This window comes from Actinokineospora auranticolor (assembly GCF_002934265.1).
GTDB lineage: Bacteria > Actinomycetota > Actinomycetes > Mycobacteriales > Pseudonocardiaceae > Actinokineospora > Actinokineospora auranticolor.
The window spans coordinates 151,168-170,220 of sequence record NZ_PTIX01000006.1; the positions used below are offsets into that span (position 1 = coordinate 151,168).

Annotated in this window: 22 protein-coding genes; 6 read left to right on the forward strand and 16 right to left on the reverse strand. The window is 72.0% G+C overall.

The features are described 5' to 3' along the window. Positions 1-9: 9 nt before the first annotated feature. Positions 10-306, forward strand: a complete 297-nt coding sequence (locus CLV40_RS13415) for a hypothetical protein (protein WP_104479211.1) — start codon at positions 10-12, stop codon at positions 304-306. 61 nt (positions 307-367) lie between these two features. Next, on the forward strand, positions 368-1,039 hold the full coding sequence (locus CLV40_RS13420; RefSeq protein WP_104479212.1) for a DedA family protein: 672 nt from the start codon (positions 368-370) through the stop codon (positions 1,037-1,039). An 18-nt stretch (positions 1,040-1,057) separates the two neighbouring features. Here the strand turns inward: CLV40_RS13420 and CLV40_RS13425 are convergent, their stop codons facing one another. Together CLV40_RS13425 and CLV40_RS13430 are read right to left on the reverse strand one after the other, a co-directional pair. Then, positions 1,058-1,771 (reverse strand): hypothetical protein, encoded by a 714-nt coding sequence (locus CLV40_RS13425; protein ID WP_245931268.1) that lies wholly within the window; start codon positions 1,769-1,771, stop codon positions 1,058-1,060. 44 nt (positions 1,772-1,815) lie between these two features. Then, on the reverse strand, positions 1,816-3,216 hold the full coding sequence (locus tag CLV40_RS13430) for an FAD-binding oxidoreductase (protein WP_245931269.1): 1,401 nt from the start codon (positions 3,214-3,216) through the stop codon (positions 1,816-1,818). 95 nt (positions 3,217-3,311) lie between these two features. On the opposite strand from CLV40_RS13430, the gene CLV40_RS13435 reads away from it, so the two are divergent. Next, positions 3,312-4,265, forward strand: coding sequence for an alpha/beta hydrolase (locus CLV40_RS13435; RefSeq protein WP_104479214.1), 954 nt, complete (start codon positions 3,312-3,314; stop codon positions 4,263-4,265). Between the two features lie 133 nt (positions 4,266-4,398). Next, a complete protein-coding gene (locus tag CLV40_RS13440) occupies positions 4,399-6,996 on the forward strand; it encodes an MFS transporter (RefSeq protein ID WP_104479215.1) in 2,598 nt (865 codons plus the stop codon). Here the strand turns inward: CLV40_RS13440 and CLV40_RS13445 are convergent. Continuing rightward, positions 6,978-8,198, reverse strand: a complete 1,221-nt coding sequence (locus CLV40_RS13445) for a DUF6297 family protein (RefSeq protein ID WP_104479216.1) — start codon at positions 8,196-8,198, stop codon at positions 6,978-6,980. The genes CLV40_RS13440 and CLV40_RS13445 overlap by 19 nt on opposite strands. Next, complete coding sequence (locus CLV40_RS13450; RefSeq protein ID WP_104479436.1) at positions 8,195-8,767, reverse strand: ABC transporter ATP-binding protein; 573 nt, start codon at positions 8,765-8,767, stop codon at positions 8,195-8,197. Before CLV40_RS13450 ends, CLV40_RS13445 begins: the two co-directional genes overlap by 4 nt. Before the next feature lie 223 nt (positions 8,768-8,990). Between CLV40_RS13450 and CLV40_RS13455 the strand changes: the two genes are divergently transcribed. After that, positions 8,991-9,662: a DedA family protein gene (locus CLV40_RS13455; protein ID WP_104479217.1), complete on the forward strand. Its 672-nt coding sequence runs from the start codon at positions 8,991-8,993 to the stop codon at positions 9,660-9,662. Positions 9,663-9,666: 4 nt separating this feature from the next. Here CLV40_RS13455 and CLV40_RS13460 read toward each other — a convergent pair whose 3' ends face one another. Both CLV40_RS13460 and CLV40_RS13465 read right to left on the reverse strand, forming a co-directional pair. Next, positions 9,667-10,074, reverse strand: coding sequence for a VOC family protein (locus CLV40_RS13460; RefSeq protein ID WP_104479218.1), 408 nt, complete (start codon positions 10,072-10,074; stop codon positions 9,667-9,669). Positions 10,075-10,156: 82 nt separating this feature from the next. Continuing rightward, positions 10,157-10,774, reverse strand: a complete 618-nt coding sequence (locus tag CLV40_RS13465) for a nucleoside/nucleotide kinase family protein (RefSeq protein ID WP_281261661.1) — start codon at positions 10,772-10,774, stop codon at positions 10,157-10,159. Between the two features lie 78 nt (positions 10,775-10,852). Here CLV40_RS13465 and CLV40_RS13470 point away from each other — a divergent pair, with 78 nt between their 5' ends. Beyond that, positions 10,853-11,845: a LacI family DNA-binding transcriptional regulator gene (locus CLV40_RS13470; protein ID WP_104479219.1), complete on the forward strand. Its 993-nt coding sequence runs from the start codon at positions 10,853-10,855 to the stop codon at positions 11,843-11,845. Between the two features lie 61 nt (positions 11,846-11,906). Here the strand turns inward: CLV40_RS13470 and CLV40_RS13475 are convergent, their stop codons facing one another. The 10 genes from CLV40_RS13475 to CLV40_RS13520 all read right to left on the reverse strand — a co-directional run bounded on the left by CLV40_RS13475 (position 11,907) and on the right by CLV40_RS13520 (position 18,950). After that, on the reverse strand, positions 11,907-12,383 hold the full coding sequence (locus tag CLV40_RS13475; RefSeq protein WP_104479438.1) for an SRPBCC family protein: 477 nt from the start codon (positions 12,381-12,383) through the stop codon (positions 11,907-11,909). Between the two features lie 69 nt (positions 12,384-12,452). Then, positions 12,453-12,635, reverse strand: a complete 183-nt coding sequence (locus tag CLV40_RS13480) for a hypothetical protein (protein ID WP_104479220.1) — start codon at positions 12,633-12,635, stop codon at positions 12,453-12,455. Between the two features lie 121 nt (positions 12,636-12,756). Further along, complete coding sequence (locus tag CLV40_RS13485) at positions 12,757-13,500, reverse strand: SDR family oxidoreductase (RefSeq protein WP_104479221.1); 744 nt, start codon at positions 13,498-13,500, stop codon at positions 12,757-12,759. Then, positions 13,497-14,558: a glycoside hydrolase family 76 protein gene (locus CLV40_RS13490; protein WP_245931270.1), complete on the reverse strand. Its 1,062-nt coding sequence runs from the start codon at positions 14,556-14,558 to the stop codon at positions 13,497-13,499. The genes CLV40_RS13485 and CLV40_RS13490 overlap by 4 nt, the downstream gene beginning before the upstream one ends. Positions 14,559-14,576: 18 nt before the next feature. Then, positions 14,577-15,218 (reverse strand): TrmH family RNA methyltransferase, encoded by a 642-nt coding sequence (locus CLV40_RS13495; RefSeq protein ID WP_181043481.1) that lies wholly within the window; start codon positions 15,216-15,218, stop codon positions 14,577-14,579. Positions 15,219-15,235: 17 nt separating this feature from the next. Then, entirely contained in the window at positions 15,236-15,616 is a 381-nt protein-coding gene (locus CLV40_RS13500) for a DUF2784 domain-containing protein (protein ID WP_104479224.1), read from the reverse strand. 139 nt (positions 15,617-15,755) lie between these two features. Then, positions 15,756-16,349 (reverse strand): orotate phosphoribosyltransferase, encoded by a 594-nt coding sequence (pyrE, locus tag CLV40_RS13505; protein WP_104479225.1) that lies wholly within the window; start codon positions 16,347-16,349, stop codon positions 15,756-15,758. A gap of 10 nt (positions 16,350-16,359) precedes the next feature. Then, on the reverse strand, positions 16,360-17,205 hold the full coding sequence (locus tag CLV40_RS13510) for an LURP-one-related family protein (RefSeq protein ID WP_104479439.1): 846 nt from the start codon (positions 17,203-17,205) through the stop codon (positions 16,360-16,362). A 10-nt stretch (positions 17,206-17,215) separates the two neighbouring features. After that, positions 17,216-18,004, reverse strand: a complete 789-nt coding sequence (locus tag CLV40_RS13515) for an SDR family NAD(P)-dependent oxidoreductase (RefSeq protein WP_104479226.1) — start codon at positions 18,002-18,004, stop codon at positions 17,216-17,218. Positions 18,005-18,239: 235 nt separating this feature from the next. Continuing rightward, positions 18,240-18,950, reverse strand: coding sequence for a type III secretion system chaperone family protein (locus CLV40_RS13520; protein ID WP_104479227.1), 711 nt, complete (start codon positions 18,948-18,950; stop codon positions 18,240-18,242). Between the last annotated feature and the right edge of the window lie 103 nt (positions 18,951-19,053).

The window sequence follows — 19,053 nt, forward strand, 5'->3', positions numbered from 1 at the left end:
CGTCCCCGCATGACCGCGGCCGACCCGGAGCGCCTGCTCGCCGACGCACTGCGAGCGCAGGCCGCCCGGACGCCGCTGCCCTCGACCCGCGACGTGGTCGGCGAGCCGCCGACCACCCGGACCCCGGCGGCGCCGAGCCCCGGCTCGGGCAGCGGCCCCAACGCCACGGTGCACACCACGGACCCCGACGACGCCGCGACCGCGGACCAGGACCTGCCGCCCCGGGTGTGGTGGGTGCTGGTCCTGGCGCTGATGCTCGGCCTCGCCGCCGGGTCGCTGGTCGGATTCCTCACGTTGATCCGGTGAGCCCCGGTACTGGGCAAACCCGGCACAGGAGGGTCACAGCAGGCACCTGTACCTTGACCGGGTGCGCGCCGACCTCCCCGTGAACCTGGCACTGCTGCCGGAGTGGCTCTCGCCCGAGTACATCCTGAGCAACCTCGGGCCGTACCTGCTGCCGATCCTCTGCCTGATCATCTTCGCGGAGTGCGGCCTGCTGCTCGGCTTCTTCCTGCCGGGCGACTCGCTGCTGTTCACGGCGGGCCTGTTCGTGGCCACCGACAAGATCTCGACGCCGCTGTGGCTGATGTGCGCGCTGCTCACAGTCTGCGCGTTCGTCGGCAACATCGTCGGCTACTACATCGGGAACAAGGTCGGTCCGGCGCTGTTCAACAAGCCGAACTCGAAGCTGTTCAAGCAGGAGCACGTGGTCAAGACGCACGCGTTCTTCGAGAAGTACGGCCCCCGGGCGATCGTGCTGGCCCGGTTCGTGCCGATCGTGCGGACCTTCATCACCGCGGTCGCGGGCGTCGGCGCGATGGACAAGCGCAAGTTCTTCACCTACTCGGCCATCGGCGCCGTGTTGTGGGCCAGCGGCGTGACCGTGCTGGGCTACTTCCTCGGCCAGGTCAAGTTCATCCACGACAACCTCGACGCCATGCTGGTCCTCATCGTGCTGATCTCGGTGGTGCCGATCATCTTCGAGGTGCTCAAGGCCCGCCGCGAGCGCAAGCGCGAAGCGGGCGCGGCGGGCCACTGAGGCTGGTCGTAGCCGGTTCTAGGCCGCCCACACCTGGTGGGCGGCGGTGGCCGCGGCGGCCTGGTACGGGGGCAGCGGCGCCCCCTCGACCAGGACCTCCACCGGCCACTTCTCCTGTCGGCGCACCCACAGCTGCGCGCTGATCGCGCTGTGCGCGCGCAGCTCGTCGGCCCCCGGCAGCACCTGCACGAGGTAGACCCAGGTCGCCGGGTTGACCGCGGCCGGGTTCGGGGTGATCGGTTCCCGCCAGGCGCGGCGCACCCGGCGGCCACCGAGGCGGGCGGCCTCCACGGCGATGGCCTGGTCGGCGCCCGCCGGGTCGGGGGCGTCGGCGGGGGCGGTGGCGCTGAACCGGTAGGCCGGGGCGGGTGGCGCCGCCAGCACCGGTACCTCGGCCAGTTCGGCGTCGAGCGGGTCGTCGAGCAGGACGCGGATGAGGTCGGCTTCCTCGGCGGTGATCGCCACGCCCTCGTACTGCAGGTTGAGCAGCAGCGACGAGCGGGCGATCTCCAGCTCGCCCGCGAAGACCTGGGACTGCACGACGCTGAGCACGTCGTCGGAGAGCCTGCCCGCGAGCCTGCGGCAGACCTCGGTGGCGGTCGAGTGGTGGCGCGGCCGGTGCGCGCCGCCCGCGGGTCGGGGCAGGTCGCGGCGCGGCGGGAAGTCGGGGCGCCGGGCGCGGTCGTCGGGTGGCGGGAAAGTCGGCGGGGGGAAGTCGTGCGGCGGTGTCATGAGGTCGTTCCGTCACCTCCAGTGGTCGTCACTGCGGTCACGGCTCACTCTAGAGCGAACATCGACCCCGGATTGAACAGATTGGTGGGGTCCAGCGCGGTCTTGATGGCACGGTGCGTGCGCAGACCGACCGGTCCGAGCTCACGGACGAGCCATTCCCGCTTGACCTTGCCGACCGCGTGCTCGCCGGTGATCGTGCCGCCCAGCGCCAACCCCAGTCCCAGGACGTCGTCGAACGCGCGGCGGGCCCGGGCCAGCTCGTCGGTGGAGTCGCGGTCGTAGACGATCGTGGGGTGCATGTTGCCGTCGCCCGCGTGCCCGCAGACCACGATGCGCAGGCCGACCTCGTCGCCGATCCGGGCGCACCCGGCGATCAGCTCGGCGATGCGGGTGCGCGGTACGCAGACGTCGTCGGTGAGCCAGGCGCCGTACAGCTCCAGCGCGGGCAGCACGGCCCGGCGCGCGGCCAGCAGCAGCCGTCCCTCGGCCGGGTCGTCGGTGGTGTAGGCGAGGTCGGCGCCGGAGTCCAGGCAGACCTGCTCGATCGCGGCCAGCTCCCGCCGGGCCGCCTCGCCGCCGGAGTCGGACTGGCAGATCAGCAGCGCCGCCGCGCCCCGGCCCGCGCCCAGCTCGGTCTTGAGGTAGGTCTCCACGGCCTCGACCGCGGCCGCGTCCATGATCTCCATGAGCGACGGCACGATGCCCTCGCGCACGATCCGGGTGACCGCCGTGCCCGCGTCGGCGGTGGTGCCGAAGGCGGCGACGGTGGTGGCGGGTGCCTGCGGCAGCGGGCGCAGCGCGAGGGTGGCCTGGGTGATCACCCCGAGGGTGCCCTCGCTGCCCACGAAGAGCTTGGTGAGGTCGTAGCCCGCGACGCCCTTGACGGTCCGGCGACCGGTCTTGAGCAGTTCGCCGTCGGCCAGCACCACGTGCAGGCCGAGCACCGAGTCCGAGGTGACGCCGTACTTCACGCAGCAGAGCCCGCCCGCGTTGGTGGACAGGTTGCCGCCGATGGTGCACCAGTCGTAGCTCGACGGGTCCGGTGGGTAGAACAGCCCGTGCTTCTCCACGGCGCCGCGCAGGTCGAGGTTGACCACCCCGGGCTCGACCACCGCCAACCGGTTGTCCGCGTCGATCTCAAGGATCGCGTTCATCCGGGTGGTCACCAGCACCACGCAGCCCTCGGTGGCGTTGGCCGCGCCGGAGAGCCCGCTGCCCGCGCCGCGCGGCACGATCGGCACGCCGTGCGCCGCGCACGTGCGCACGACCTCCTGCACTTCCTCGGTGTTGCGCGGGAACACGACGGCCTGGGGCGCGCCGTCGGGGGCCAGCGGCATCATGTCGCGCCGGTAGCCGTCGGTGACGTCGGGGTCGACGAGCACGGAGTCCGCGCCGAGCGCCGCGCGGAGCCGGTCGAGCAGCGGTTGTGACACGGGTGTCGACACAGTTGTCACCGTAGGCGATCCGGCGATCTCTGACCTACAGTTGATGTGTCGGGGGTCACTTGGAGGACCCGTGGGTGGACCAGGTCGGGTGTGCCATGGCTGAGCTGCCGGAACCCAGCGTGCAGGCCCGCGCGCTGGCGCGGTTCCTGCTCACCGGCGTGCGCCCGCTGGCCGACCGGTTGGTCCTCGGCGGCACCCGGCTGCGCGCGGTGCGCGAGCTGTACGACTCGGTCGGGTTCACCCCGCTGCCGCGCGGCACGCGGATCCGCGCGGTGTCGCAGTCGCACGGCTACGGCGAGGTCACCGGCCTGTGGATCACCGCACGGGAGGCCGACGAGCGCGCCGGGGCCCTGCTCTACCTGCACGGCGGCGGGTTCGTGCTGGGCTCGCTGCGCACCCACCGGCACCTCGCCGCCGCGTTGTCGCAGGCCACCGGGCTGCCGGTGCTGCTGCTGGACTACCGCCGCGCGCCGGAGCACCCGTACCCGGCGGCGGCCGACGACACCCTCGCCGCGTACCACTGGCTGCTCGACCAGGGCCACGCCCCGGGCCGCGTGGTCGTGGCGGGTGACTCGGCCGGTGGGCACCTGGTAGCCGGTCTGCTCGCGGAGCTGACCAAGGCGCGCGCGCCGATGCCGGGCGCGGCCGTGCTGTTCTCCCCGTTCCTGGACCTGACCTGCGCGGACCTCGACGCGCGCGACAGCGCCCGGCGCGACCCGTACATCCCGCCCGCGCGGGCCCGCGAGGTGGCCGCGCTGTACGCGGGCGCGCTCGGCGTGGACCACCCCCGGTTGGCGGTGCTGCGCGGGTCGAAGCGGCGCTGGCCGCCGACCCTGGTGCAGGTGGGGGACACGGAGTGCCTCTTAGGCGACGCGGAGCGCCTGGCCGCGGCCATGGTGGCGGCCGGTGCGCACTGCGAGCTGGAGGTGTGGCCGGGGCAGGTGCACGCGTTCCCGGTCTTCTTCCCGATCGTCCCGGAGGGGCGGTTGGCGATCCAGCGGGTCGGGGTATTCGTCCGCGAGGCCACCGCGACGGAGTTGGCTGCCTGATTTATCCGGCTTGCATGGTGGTGGGCGGGCGGAACATGCTTGCCCCAGACAACCAGTTGGCTTACGCAACTGTTGTCCGCCAGCCGCAGAGGGACGCGAACCCACAGGTCAACCACCGGCAAGGGGAACACGCATGACCGCCACCGCCGAGCAAACCCAGGCGCAGCCCGCCGGGCCACCACGGCCGAAGCTGACCCACCGGCAGATCCTGGTGATCATGTCCGGGCTGATGCTGGGCATGTTCCTGGCCGCGCTCGACCAGACGATCGTCGGCACCTCGATCCGGACCATCGCCGACGACCTCAACGGGCTGAGCCTGCAGGCCTGGGCCACCACGGCCTACCTGATCACCTCGACGGTCTCCACGCCGCTCTACGGCAAGCTCTCCGACATCTACGGCCGCAAGCCGTTCTTCATCACCGCGATCTCGCTGTTCATCATCGGCTCACTGGCCTGCACCCTGGCCACCACGATGTACGAACTGGCCGCCTACCGGGCCTTCCAGGGCCTCGGCGCGGGCGGGTTGATGTCGCTGGCGCTGACGATCATCGCCGACATCGTGCCGCCCCGGGAGCGGGCCAAGTACCAGGGCTACTTCCTGGCCGTGTTCGGCACCTCCAGCGTGCTCGGCCCGGTCATCGGCGGCTGGTTCGCCGGTCAGGCGGAGATCTTCGGCATCACCGGCTGGCGCTGGGTGTTCCTGGTGAACGTCCCGATCGGGATCATCGCGCTGATCGTGGTGTCCAAGGTGCTCAACGTGCCGCACGTGCGCCACGACCACCGCATCGACTACTTCGGCGCGGTCTTCCTGTCGGTCACCGTGGTGCCGCTGCTGATCGTCGCCGAGCAGGGCCGCGAGTGGGGCTGGGACTCGCAGCGGTCGATCATCTGCTACGCCATCGGGTTCGTGGGGTTGATCGGGTTCCTGCTCGTCGAGAAGGCGATGAAGGACGAGGCGCTGATCCCGCTGCGGCTGTTCCGCACGTCCACCTTCGCGATGACCATCGTGGCGGGCACGATCCTCGGTGTCGGGATGTTCGGCGGCATCACGATGGTGCCGCAGTATCTCCAGCTGGTGCGCGGGTTCACCCCGACCGAGGCCGGTCTGATGATGGTGCCGATGATGCTCGGCATCATGATCGCCTCGATCTCGTCCGGGCAGATCACCTCCAAGACCGGTCGCTACAAGATCTTCCCGATCCTGGGCTCGGCGCTGCTGGTCACCGGGCTGCTGCTGTTCCACGGCGTCGACATCGACACGCCGATCTGGCAGCCCATCGTCTTCATGGTCGTGTTCGGACTCGGCCTGGGCAACTGCATGCAGACGCTGACCGTGGCGGCGCAGAACGCGGTGCCGTTCCGGGACATGGGCGTGGCGACCGCGTCGGTGACGTTCTTCCGCCAGCTCGGTGGCACCATCGGTGTCGCGGTGTTCCTGTCGCTGATGTTCAGCACGGTCGCCGACAACATCGGCTCGGCGTTCCGCGACGCGATGCGCTCCCCGCAGTTCCAGGCCGCGCTGGCCGACCCGGCGGTGCGCGAGAACCCCGTGAACCAGCCGGTGTTCGCCGCCATCCAGAACGGTGGGGGCGGCGGCGCGGGCAGCGTGCTGCAGGACTCCTCGTTCCTCCAGCGGATCGACCCGCGCCTGGCCGTGCCGTTCCAGCAGGGTTTCGTCGAGTCGATCCAGCTGGTGTTCCTGGTCGGCGCGGGCGTGATGGTGCTGGCGCTGCTGGTGTCGATCTTCATCAAGGAGATCCCGCTGCGCACCGGCACCTCGGCGGCGACGGTCATGGAGGGCGGTGAGGCGCTGCTCTCCGACGACGCCAAGGCGAGCATGGCGGGCGAGACCCCGGAGACCGCCGAGACCGCCGGCGAGACCACTGTGGACGACAAGCCGGGCGGGGACCCGGCCACCAACGGCAACGGCCACCGCGCGGTGGAGCCGCACGCGCTGCGCGGCGACCTCAGCGGACTGCGCGGCCAGGTGCGCCGCCGGGACGGCGCCGCGGTGCCGGGTGCCGCGCTGACCCTGATCGACGCGGACGGCAGGCAGGTCGGCCGGGTCGGCTCGGACAGCTCCGGCGAGTTCCTGCTCGACGCGCCCGCGCCCGGCGCGTACGTGCTGCTCGCCTCCGCCCCCGAGCACCAGCCCCGGGCCACCAACGTCAAGGTCCGCCCCGGAGAGTCCACCGTGGACGTCGTACTGGCCGGCGCGACGGTCGTGCACGGGTTCGTGATGACCGCCGACGGCCACACCGCGCTCGGCGCCGCGCAGGTGACGCTCACCGACGCGCGCGGCGAGGTGGTGGAGTCGCAGGCGACCGCCTCCGACGGCAGCTACCGGTTCGTCGGCACCCGGACGGGCGAGTACACCCTGGTCGCCCGCGCCCAGGACTTCCAGCCCACGGCCGTGCAGGTGCGGGTGCCCGAGAGCGGCCCGCTGCGCCAGGACGTCGAACTGCTCGGCGGCGCCGCGCTCAGCGGTATCGCGCGCACCGCGGCGGGCACGGCGGTGGCCGACGCGCGGATCACCGTGCTCAACGGCGCGGGCGAGGTGGTGGCCGTGACCACCACCGACGCGGCGGGCCGCTACAGCGTCGACGACCTCGCCGAGGGCAACTACACGGTGATCGCCAGCGGGTACTCGCCGTCGGCCCACCAGGTGCGGTTGGGCCGCGGCGAGGACGGCGTGCGCGACGTGCAGCTCGGCTACGACGAGTGGAAGTAGGCCGCCAGCACGACCGAGCCGACGACCAGCAGGTCCGGCCCGCGCAGCACCTGCGTGAGCAAGCCGACCGGTAGGTACACCCCGCCCGCGTCCACCGACGCCGGCGGGGTGTAGTCGATCTGGGGCCTGGTCACCGTGCGCACCGCCGACCAGGCGGCCAGCAGCGCGGCCAGGGGTGTCGCGGGTCTGACCGGCAGTCCGAAGAGGACAGTGGCGCCGATCCAGACCAGCGCGACCACCAGCAGCACGGCGATGGCGGTGTACTTGAGCTCCCGGTCGTCGGCGGGCAACCACCGGCGCAGACCCGAGCCCGTGGTGATCTCGGCCAGCCCGCCGATCAGCGGCACCAGCACGAAGTACGCGCCCGCCGCCGTCCACCACACCGGGTCGACCACCGGGAAGATCGTGTGCAGCACCGGGATCGCCAGCACCAGCAGCCCGGCCAGCGGCAGCGCGGCCCGGCGCGCGGCGATCCCCGCGACCACGAACCGCGGCACCCCGCGCAGCCGCATCGGCACCGGGCGCGCGGTGGGCAACAACGCCAGCGCGTCGCCGAAAGCCGCCGACACCGACCGCAGCACCCGCGCGTGCCACCCGCGCACCAGTTCCTCGCGCCGCACCGCCTCGCGGCGCGGCACCAGACCGGCCACCACCAGCACCCCGACGACCACCCACAGCGCGGTCGTCCCGGTCAGCGCCTGACCCGCCAGCAGGACACCGGCCAGCGCCAGCAGGAACGGGCCAGCCAACGCGACCCACACGCTCGAGCGCGACGCCCAGCGCACCGCGTAGAACCCGGCCGCGACGGTCAGCGCCCCGGAGAGCGGCAGGTCCGGCCAGCCGAGCACCACCCCGCTCGCGACGAACAGGTAGCCCACCACGGCGAAGCGGCTCAGCAGCCCCAGGTGCAGCCGCCGCCGCACCTCTCGGTCCCGGTCGCCCGCGTAGTCCCAGGTCAGCCGGGCCGGGTTCACCCAGACGTGGTGGCGGCGCAGCAGCGAGAAGGTGGCGATGGCCAGCGCTAGCAGCAACAGCGCCAACGCGGGTTCCGGGGGCAGCGGGTGGTCGCCGACGAACTTGGCCCGCACCTCGCCCGGCTTCACGAACGGCATGGTCAGCAGGCCCGCCACCACGAAGATCCCGATGAGCCAGTCGCCGAGCCGCGACAGCGCGGGCTTCACCCGCTCCGTCCACACGGTCACGGGACCAACTCCACGACGTAGTCGGCGACCGCGTCGACCAGCGGCGAGAAGTGGCTCGCGAGCACGACCGTCGAACCGCGGCCCTTGGTGTCGTTGATCAGCCCGGCCAGCCACTCGCGGCCCGCCGCGTCGACCGCGCGCTCCGGCTCGTCCAGCAGCAGCACCCGGTGCTCGCGGGTGAAGGCGCCGAGCAGCAGCAACCGGCGGCGCTGCCCGGCGGACAGGCCGCGCGCGGGCACCTCCGGCAGACCGTGCTCCGGTTCCTCGACGCCCAGCATCTCGAAGTGCTGGCGCGGGGTGTACTCGTCGAACAGGGCGGAGTCGTCCATCAGCACCGACACCGACCGCCGGAACGGCGCCGACCGCTCGTCCGGCTTCTGACCGTCGACCCGGAGCGTGCCCTCGGTCGCGTCCTGGGTGCCGTAAAGGCAACGCAGCAAAGTGGACTTGCCCGCGCCGTTCGGTCCGACCAGCGCCAGGCAACTGCCCGCGGGTACCGCCAAGTCCAGCTCGCGGAACAACCACCGCTCGGCGTCGAGCAGGACACCCAGCCCCTCCGCACTCAGCATCACACCCTTGCGAACGGCGCCCCACCGCACCGAGTTCCCGCAGTCCACAAGTACCCACCTTCGGGGGAACCCCCGCGAGATCGCGCCGGTTTCTGGACTGAGCGATTCGCTCGGCCCCTCGGGCCGAGTGGATCGGGAGGGAAGAAATCGGCTGAAAGGCGACCTCGCCGCCGAGGCGAAGCCTCGGCCATGTTCCAGTGAACAGGGTGTGGTTCGTCTGCGCATGACCACGCGCGGCACGTACCCTACGGCCGTGACCACCGCTCTCGGCGTGCTCGAATCCGCTGGTCCACTCCTGGTGTGGGCCATCACGCTCGGTTTCGTGTTCGCCGAGTGCGCGTTCATCGTGGGCTTGTTCCTGCCCGGTGATTCGCTGCTGTTCGCCGCGGGCGTGGTGCTGGCCCAACACGGGCACGAGCACCAGGCGTGGTGGCTGTCGCTGTCCGCGACGGTGGTGGCGGTGGCGGGCAACCAGCTGGGCTACTACATCGGCGCCAAGACCGGCCACGCGATCATCACCAGGGTCGGCGGGCGGGTGCTCAGCCAGCAGAACCTGGACAAGGCCAGGGACTTCCTGGACCGGCGGGGCTTCTTCGCGATCGTGGTGGCCCGCTGGATCCCGTGGATCCGCACGCTGGCGCCGCTGGTCGCGGGGGCGGCGAAGATGGACGCCCGCCGGTTCGCGCTGGCCACCACGGTCGGCGGGCTTGCCTGGGTGCCCACGCTGGTGCTGCTGGGCTACTACGCGGCGGGCCTGCTCGACTCGCTGCCGTGGCTGCAGACGGCCGCCGTGATCGGCAGCATCGCGTTCTTCGTGGGTGGCACCGCGTGGGGGATCTGGCGCTACCGGCAGGAGATGCGCAAGCCGGTCGACACCGTCTCGGTCACCGAGTAGCCGGTCACCTGGCCGGGGGCGCCCACAGCACGAGCTGGATGCCGTCCGGGTCGCGCAGCACCACCACGGCCGTGCCGGGGGCGGAGATCTCCTCGCTGATCGGCGAGAACGTGACGCCGTGCTCGGTGAGCCGGTCGGTCCAGGTGCGCAGGGTGGCCTCGTCCGGCACGGAGAAGGTCAGGTGGTCCAGCCCGGGTCTGCACTCGTCGAACGCGGAGCGGGCGGCGCCGGGGTGCTGGACCAGGGTGAGGGTGATGCCGAACCCGCGCAGGAACACCTTGCGCAGGCCGTGCTCGCCCTCATCGGCGCGACCCGCCACGGTGAACCCGAGCACGCGCTCGTACCAGGGCACGCTGCGGTCGACATCGGTCACGGTCAGGGCGACGTGGTGGACGCCGGTCAACGCGGGCATCTGCGGAACCGTCCTTCCTTGGCCCGTTCGGGGGCGGGCCGTCCGCCATAGTGCCCCAGCCCGGAGACGGGTGTGGCGGCGGTCATTCGATCTTCCGGAGCACGAGGTCCGCCGTTGCCGCGGTCGTCGCCACCAGTTCGGCGTTGCGCTCGTCCGAGCCGCCGGTGCGCTCGGCGGCCTGCTCCCGGGTCCGCCCGTAGGCCATATGGCGAGCTAGGAGCCGCGCGCGGCGGAGCTCGTCGCCGGGGTCGAGGAACCAGACCTCGTCGAGCAGCGGCCGGACCCGCGGCCAGAGCAGGAGGTAGTTGCCCTCGGTGACCACGAGGGGAACGTCACACCCGACGGCGACGGCGCCCGCGATGGGCTCCTCGACCTCGCGGCGGAACTCCGGGGCGTAGACGACCGGGTCGGTGTTGGCGCGCAGCCGGTGCAGGAGGTTGGCGTAGCCGTCAGCGTCGAAGGTGTCCGGCGCGCCCTTGCGGTCGACCCGGCCGAGGCGCGCCAGCTCGGCGTGCGCGAGGTGGAAGCCGTCCATGCCGACGAGCCGCGCGCGCTCACCGAGCGCGTCCACCAGTCGGGCCGCTAAGGTCGTCTTCCCGACGCCCGGCGCCCCGCAGATTCCGAGGATCCGGCGCCCACCCGCCGCGGCCATGGTCACGGCTCGATCACGCAGGTCAGCGAAGGTGACCGCCCGGTTCAAGGGGTGCCTCCCGGGGTATGTAGGGTCTGGCGCAAGCGTTTGCCAGACGAGGTGGAGCGGAACACGTCAGTGGCCACTATGGAGGACGTCGCCCGGCTGGCCGGGGTGTCGATCAGCACCGTCTCGCACGTGGTGAACGAGACCAGACCGGTGGCCGCGGCGACCCGCGACCGGGTGCAGGCGGCGATCGAGTCGACCGGATACACCGGCAACGCCATCGCGCGCTCCCTGGTCACCGGCGGCACCAAGTCCATCGGCGTGGCCATGTCGCTGCTGGCCAACCCGCACCTGGCGCAGCTCATCCACGCGATCGAGGCCGAGGCCAGCGCCGCCGGGTACACCGTGCTGCTCGGCGACACCCTCGACACCGAGGACGGCGAGCGCGCGGCCGTGCGCAAGCTGCAGGCCCGCCGGGTGGACGGCATGCTGCTGACCCCGGCCCCCGGCGACGCCGCGACGCTGGAGCAGCTGGCCCGCACCGGCGTCCCCGCGGTGCTGGTGGACCGGGTCTCGCACAAGATCAAGCTGGACCAGGTGGGGCCGGAGAACATCCAGTCGACCTCCGCGCTGGTGCAGCACCTGGCCGCCGCCGGGCACCGCAGGATCGGGTTCATCAGCGGCGTCGAGTGGATGAGCGCCAGCGAGGAGCGCACCCTCGGTTACCGGCTCGGCCTGGGCCGCGCGGGACTGCGCTGGGACTCGAACCTGGTCGCGGGCGGCGGGGCGACGCACGAGGACGGCGTGCTGGCGATGCGCAGGCTGCTGACCGTCCCGGAACGGCCCACCGCCGTGATCACCGGCAACGGCGCGATGACCGCGGGCGCCTACCGCGAGGCCCGCGCGCACGGTCTGGAGATCGGCAAGGACCCCGGAATGTCCATCGCCGGGCACGACGAGGTGGACTGGGCGGAACTGGTGACCCCGGGCATCACCACGATGGCCCACCCGGTCGACGAGATCGGCCGCACGGCGATCCGGCTGCTGCTGGCCCGACTGTCCGATCGGGACCGCGCACCCGAGACCGTGCTGCTCGCCCCGACCCTCGTCCACCGCGGTTCCTGCGGCTGCTGAAGGGTTTCCCCACGACACGGCCCCCGGCGGGGTGCGCCGGGGGCCGTGGTTCTGACCGGGGTCAGGTGGGGGGAACCTGCCCCGGGGCACTGACTTCACCGCGCCAGGCGCCGGTCTCCTGACCGCCGCGCCGCTCGATGAACTCCTTGAAGCGCTTCATGTCGCCCTTGACCCGGCGGTCGATGATGCCGAGCTTGTCGGCGACGTTCTCCGCGAAACCCTCCGGATCGATCTCCATCTGGGCGGTCACCCGGGTCTCCCGCTCGTTGAGGCGGTGGAAGGTGATCACCCCCGCGTGGTCCGGGCCGGAATCCGACCGCCAGGCCACCCGCTCGTCGGGGATCTGCTCGGTGATGGTGGCGTCGAACTCCCGCGTGCTGCCACCGATCTTCGTCACCCAGTGCGTGTGCCGGTCGTCGGTCTGGCTGATCCGCTCGACGCCCTCCATGAAGTGCGGGAAGGACTCGAACTGCGTCCACTGGTTGTACGCGGTGGACACCGGGACGGCCACGTCGACGGACTCGGTGATCGTGCTCAACGCGATCATGCTCCCTTCGTGGACGTTGTCTGTCCCCCATCGACTACCCGGTAAGTCCGCCGCTACACATCAGGCCGCGCGGGAATGCTGCTTGCGGAGACCGACTTCCGGTGTGAGGCCGAGCATCGCGAGCAATTCCGCGCACTCACCCGCGTCGGCTGCGGTGGCCGCCACCACCCGGGCCGCGCGGGCCCGCTGGTCCTCCGTGACGGCGACGTCGAGGTTGCTGGTCATGCCGAGGTCGTCGGGCATCGCCGACACTCCTTTCCCCGTGGGGACTCAGGCGGTTCGCGGTTCAGTGGCCGCGAGGTACCCACGATCGTGGGGAATCACACGCCCCCGGCCCGACCTGCGGCCAACTGGGCGACCCCGCTCAGAAGCCGCCGGAGATGGGGAGGATGGCGCCGGTGACGAAGGAGGCGGCGGGGGAGAGGAGCCAGGCGACGCCTTCGGCGATCTCCTCGGGTTCGCCGGGGCGGCCGAGGGGGATGCGGGCGGCGACGCGCTGGGGGCGGTCCGGGGCGCCCGCGGCGGCGTGCAGGTCGGAGTTGGTGGTGCCGGGGGCGACGGCGTTGACGCGGATGCCTTCGCCGCCGACCTCCAGGGCCAGGCCGCGGACCATGGTCTCCACGGCGGCCTTGCTGGCCGCGTAGTGCACCCATTCGCCGGGGGAGCCGCGGTGGGCGGCGGTGCTGGAGATCGCGACGATCGAGCCGCCTGCGCCGCCGTGGGTGGTGGAGAGGCGGTGGACGGCTTCGCGCATGCACAGGAAGACACCCGTGACGTTGACGTCCATGACGCGGCGGACGGTGGCGGCGGTCTGCTGGTCGAGCCTGCCGAGCACGTCGCCGGTGACGCCCGCGTTGGCCACCACGGCACCCAGCGGGCCCATCTCGTCTGCGCGCGCGAACAGGGCCGCCACCTCGTCCTCGGCGGCCACGTCGGCGCGCACCGCCACCGCGCGCCTGCCCTGGGCCTCGACGTCGGCCACCACCGCTTCGGCGGCGGCGCGGTCCCGGTGGTAGTTGACCACCACGTCGAACCCGTCCCGGGCGGCGCGGCGGCTGATGGCGGCTCCGATGCCGCGGGCGGCGCCGGTCACGATGAGCACAGTCATACGGTCATGCTGGCACGTTCCAGGAGAGCCGCCGCCTCGATCACCATCCAGCCGGACAACTGGACCGACAGATCGCCGTTGAGCCGTGGATCCTGCGGTGACCGGTGGGTCCAATCCGCGCCGAAGACGGGGCCCGCTGCGGTCGCCGTCCGGTGCTGCCAGGCCGCTTCGGCGGAGTCGAACACCAGGGCGCGGGCCCGCTCGCCCTCCGCGTCCGGCAGCCGCAGCGCGGACTGGGCGAGGTAGCGGGCGAGAATGCCCGCGAACAGCCCGCCGTCACCGCCGCCCTGCCCCGGCAGCACCCCGCCGACCGCGACGTACTCGTCCACCGCGCGAATGGTCCGGGCCGCCAAGTCCGATGTGGACAGTTCGACGCAGGCGCCGAGGAACACGCCTTGGCAGTACGTGTAAACGATCTCGACGCGCTCCCGCACCGAGCCGTCGGGACGCAGGTGCACGCCGTCCCACAGCAACCCGGTGCGCGCGTCGAGCAGCGTCCGGTCCATCCACTCCAGAGCGGCGGCCGCGCGGTCCGCCGCGCCGGTGCGGGCGAACAGGATCGCGGCGGGTCCGTTCGCGGGGACGTTCTTGAACAGGTCGCCGCGCCGCCACCAGATGCCGCCGCCCGCGTGTTCGGTCCAGCCCGACCGCAGCCGCGCGAGGATCGCCGCCACCGGCCGCCGCACCGGCAGACCGGTCGCGGCACCGGCCCGCAGCAGCGCCAGGCCGAGCCAGGCGATGTCGTCGTAGTACGCGTTGGTCCACGCGCCGAGGTTGCGCAGCCGGATCCCGCGCACGAGCCGGGCGATCACCCGCGCCCGCGCGTGCTCCGGCGCGCGCAGCTGCGCGTCCACCAGGCAATCCAGCAGGTGCGCCTGCCACCAGTAGTTCCACCGCAGCCGCGCGTGGTCGGCCGGGGTCGCCGGGTGGCGCGGTAAGCCCAACAACGCGCCGGGGACGCCGAACACCGACGTCAGGTAGTGCTCGCGCACCGCGCGCTCGGCGATCTCCGCGCGCGCCGCCCAGCGCCCGTCCACCCCGCGATCAGACCCGGCCACCCCTCCAGGATGCCGTCGTCACCAGGCGCGGTCGAGGTCCGCGTGTTCCCGCACCCACGCGTGCATGACGATGCCCGCCGCCACCCCCGCGTTGATCGACCGGGTGGAGCCGAACTGGGCGATCGACACCAGCAGGTCGGCGCTGCCGCGCGCGGCCTCGGTCAACCCCGGCCCCTCTTGGCCGAACACCAGCACGCAGCGCGCGGGCAGGCTGACCGTCTCAAGTGGAACGGAGCCGGGGGTGTTGTCGACCCCCACCACCGCCAGCCCACCGGTGACCGCGTAGTCCACAAGGGACTCCACGGTGGGGTGGTGGTCCACGTGCTGGTAGCGGTCGGTGACCATGGCACCGCGCCGGTTCCACCGCTTGCGGCCCACGATGTGCACCGCGCGGGCGGCGAAGGCGTTGGCCGTGCGGACCACGGTGCCGATGTTGTGGTCGTGCTGGAAGTTCTCGATCGCGACGTGGAAACCGTGCCTGCGCCGGTCGAGGTCGGCGACCACCGCGTCGCGCCGCCAGTACCGGTAGGCGTCGACGACGTTGCGGCGGTCGCCGCCCGCGAGCAGCTCCGGGTCGTACTGGTCGCCGTCGGGCCACTCGCCGGGCCACGGCCCGACGCCGACCGGTTCGCCGAACACCCACTCCGTCGGGCCGAGCACGGCCTCGTCGAGCGGGACTACTTCACCAGGACCATCAGGTCCGTTCTTTTCCGGTTCCGCCACAGGACGTACGCACCCACGTAGGAGGAGGTCAGCACCGCCAGCGCCCCGACGGCGACGACGTCGACCATGTCGTCCGGCACGATCGTGCCGAAGATGTAGTACTCGTTGAAACCGCCGGGCAGCGGGCCCAAGCCCTCCTGCACCCGGAAGTAGTTCTCCAGCGCGGTCAACGGGCAGGCCACGGGCGCGAGGTTGACGATCACGCCCCAGACCGCGAAGAACACGTGCAGGAGAATCGATCTGGGCCACTTCCACGCCAGGAAGCCCCCCAGACCGATGTACAGCAGCGCCGCGAAGTGCGCGACCACGGTCGCGCCTGCGAGCAGACCGAACACCGGGCCACCTCCCCAACACCGAGAACTCGGCGAGCACTTTCCAAGGTACCCGGAGTTGGGGGGTGACCACCGTGTCAGCGCAGGTCAGGATGCGGACCGGAGACCGGTCGCCCATCACCCGCGATAGGTGGGAACTCGCTTACGCCCGTTCGGCGAGCCCGAGATCGGCCAAGTCGAGCAGGTACCGGTACGGCAACCCGCGCCCCCCGATGGCCTCCTTGGCGCCGGTGCCGCGGTCCACCACGGTCACCACGCCGATCACCTGGGCACCGGCCTCGACCAGGGCGTCCACCGCGGTCAGCACGCTGCTCCCGGTGGTGGAGGTGTCCTCCACCGCGAGCACCCGCTGACCGGCGACCTCGATGCCCTCGATCCGCCGCTGCATGCCGTGCGCCTTGGTGTCCTTGCGGACGACGAAGGCGTCGAGCACCTCACCGGCCGCGGCGGCGGCGTGCATCATGGCCAGGGCGACCGGGTCGGCGCCGAGCGTGAGCCCGCCCGCCGCGACGTAGTCCCAGTCCGCGGTCAACTGCCGCAGCAGGACGCCGATCCGGGGACCGGCGGCGTGGTGCAGGGTGGCCCGGCGCAGGTCGACGTAGTAGTCGGCCTCCTTGCCCGAGGCGAGGGTGACCTTGCCGTGCACGACGGCAAGCTCCGTCACCAAGCGGGCGAGTTCGCCTTTGGTGGACGGGTCGACGAAGGGAGCGGTTCGCACGGGGAGCAAGCCTCTCATGCCGGGCGGATCAGCCGAAGCCCCGGCTGTCCTGCTTGAGCGCGGTGTCGACGGTCAGCGCGGAGGCGACCACCATGCTGACCAGCGGGTCCGACAGCGGGCGGTGCACCTGGAGCACGTAGTTGTCCGCCGTGGTGAACAGCGTCTTGGCGATGCCCTCGAAGGTCTTGGTGATCCGCGCGACCTCGGTGCCGGTGTGGTCGAGGATCGCGAAGTTCCACGCCCGCCAGTTCTCCGCCTGGATGCCGCCGATCTCCTGGCCGCCGACCACGAAGCTGAACCGGATCTTGCCGAACACGTTCTGCTGGACGATCTCGCCGACCGGCGCGCCGTCGCCGCGCTCGACGACCATCCGGGACTTGAACACCTTCGCGGGCCGGGTCAGCCGCAGCACGACCTGGTGGTTGAGGTCGCGGACCTCGAGCTTGTGCGTGAAGAACTGGTCGTAGCTGCCGAGGAAGCGCACGACCTTCTTCAGCGCGCTCTGCCCGACCTGGGCCACCGAGCCGATCTGCCGACCCTGCTGGTCGAAGACCGAGTACTCGTTGCTCATCTCGATGAGCTTGACCTTCTGGTTGACCACCAGGACCGGCTCGGTGAACAGCGTGCCGCCACCCTGGCCGACCTGGCCGACGCCCGCGCGGCGCTGCTGCTCGCGGATCTTGTTCGGGTCCTGCGCCCCGCCGAGCGGGATCTCCCAGCCGCTGGCGTCGCTGCGCGGCGGCTGCGGTCCGGCGGCGCGCTGCTGCCCCGGTTGTCCCTGCTGGGTCTGGTTCGTCCAGTTCTGGCCGTCCCACCAGCGCAGGACCGATGAGCCGGGGTTCTCGGGGTACCACCCGGGCTGCGGTGTCGTCATGGCCGGCAGCCTAGCCCCGGTCGCGGTCACCCGAGGCCCGCTGCTGAAGGAATCTCAGCAGTCCGCGCGGCAGGAGCTTGGTCACACCCAGCAGCGCCTTGTACTGGAGGCCGGGGACGGAGCGGTCGCGGTTGTGCCGGAGGTCGGCCAGCGCGTCGGCGACGACCCGGTCGGCTTCGAGCCATAAGAAGTCGGGCAGCTGCGCGAGGCCCTTCGGGTCGTCGCCCGCGCGCTGGTGGAACTCGGTGTGGGTGAAGCCGGGGCACAGCGCCACGACCCGCACGCCGGTGCCCGCGAGGTTGGCGCTCAGGCCCTCGGACAACGCGGTCACGTAGGCCTTGGTCGCGGAGTAGGAGGCGCCGGTGGCCGGGAAGAAGCCCGCCACGCTGGACACGTTGATCACCCCGCCGTGGCCGCGGGCGAGCATGCCGGGCAGCGCGGCGCGGGTCAGCCGCAGCACCGAGGTGACGTTGACGTCGAGCTGGTTCTGCAGCCAGTCCGGGTCGGCCTCGGCGAACGCGCCGCGGGTGCCGAACCCGGCGTTGTTGACCAACAGGTCCACCGGCCGCTCGGGGTCGGCCAACCGCGCCTCGACCCGCTTGCGGGCGCGCGTGGTGGACAGGTCCGCGGTCAGGGTCTGCACCTGCACGCCGTGCGCGGCGGTCAGCTCACCCGCGACCTCCTTGAGCCGCTCGGTGGTGCGGGCGACGATGACGAGGTCGTACCCGTCGGCGGCCAGCCGCCGGGCGAATGCCGCGCCGATTCCCGCGGTGGCCCCGGTGATGAGCGCTGTTGGCATGGCGCCAACCTACTAAGCGGTATCCACCACGGGAACCGGCACGACGATGTTGGGCCTCACCGCGGGCACCCCCCACCCGCGGTGAGCAGGGAAATCCTGACAAACCACGAGCGCGGTGCGCCAATGTTTCGGCGGGGTTCGAATGGTCGACCTTGTGGGGTGGACAGGCCCGGACCCCGGTGGTCGGCTGTCAGTGGTGTTCGGCTGTCAGTCGTCGGTGCCGAGCGGTGGGCTATCAGTCGTCGGTGCCGGTGCGCTCGTCGGCCGCGTCCTCGGCCTGGGACGGCACGACGCGCAGCGGGCGCTCGTCGGTGTCGAAGGGGTCGACCACGTCGGCGATCTCGCCGATGCCGCGCAGCAGCCGCTCCAGCCGCGACGGGCTCGACCCGGGCGCGGCGGCGGCCAGCACCCAGCCCCGCTCGATCCAGGCCACCGCGATGTCCTGCCCGATCTCCTCCGTCGCGTCGACCAGGTCCGGGGTGATCAGCGCCCGGGCCGCGGCGATGTCGGAGACGAAGGCGTACCGCTGGCCGACCGGACCGAGCAGCTCGGGCATGTGCTCGCGCTGGAACGGGGTGCTGGGCACCCACAGCTCGAGCACCACCGGGTGCACGCGCTTGCACTGCACGGCCGCGACCACCACGTTGATCCGACCACCGGCCTCGAGGTCGAACACGAAGACCTTCCGCCTGCCGTCGGCGGTGAAGGTCGAGCCGGTGACGACGTCCTTGGCCACGCCGTCGCCGTAGTAGGCCACGGCGCCGCCGGTCCACTGCTTGGGCAGGGCCGGATCGGCCTCGGTGAACTGCCACCCGCGCAACGCCGCCCACCGCCTGCGTTCGCGGTTTCGGGAGGTCAGCCGCGCCCGATCGCGCAGCAGGAACAGGCCGCCCCCGACACCGGCGACGACCGCGACCACAAACCAGAACCACGCGGGAATGCCCACGTAGGGCAGCGTAGTCGCCCGCTGCCCATGTTCAAGATCACGGCCCCGACCACGACCGGTGTGTCGCGAACGGGTTTTGCGAACGGGTTTCACGGGTGGGTCC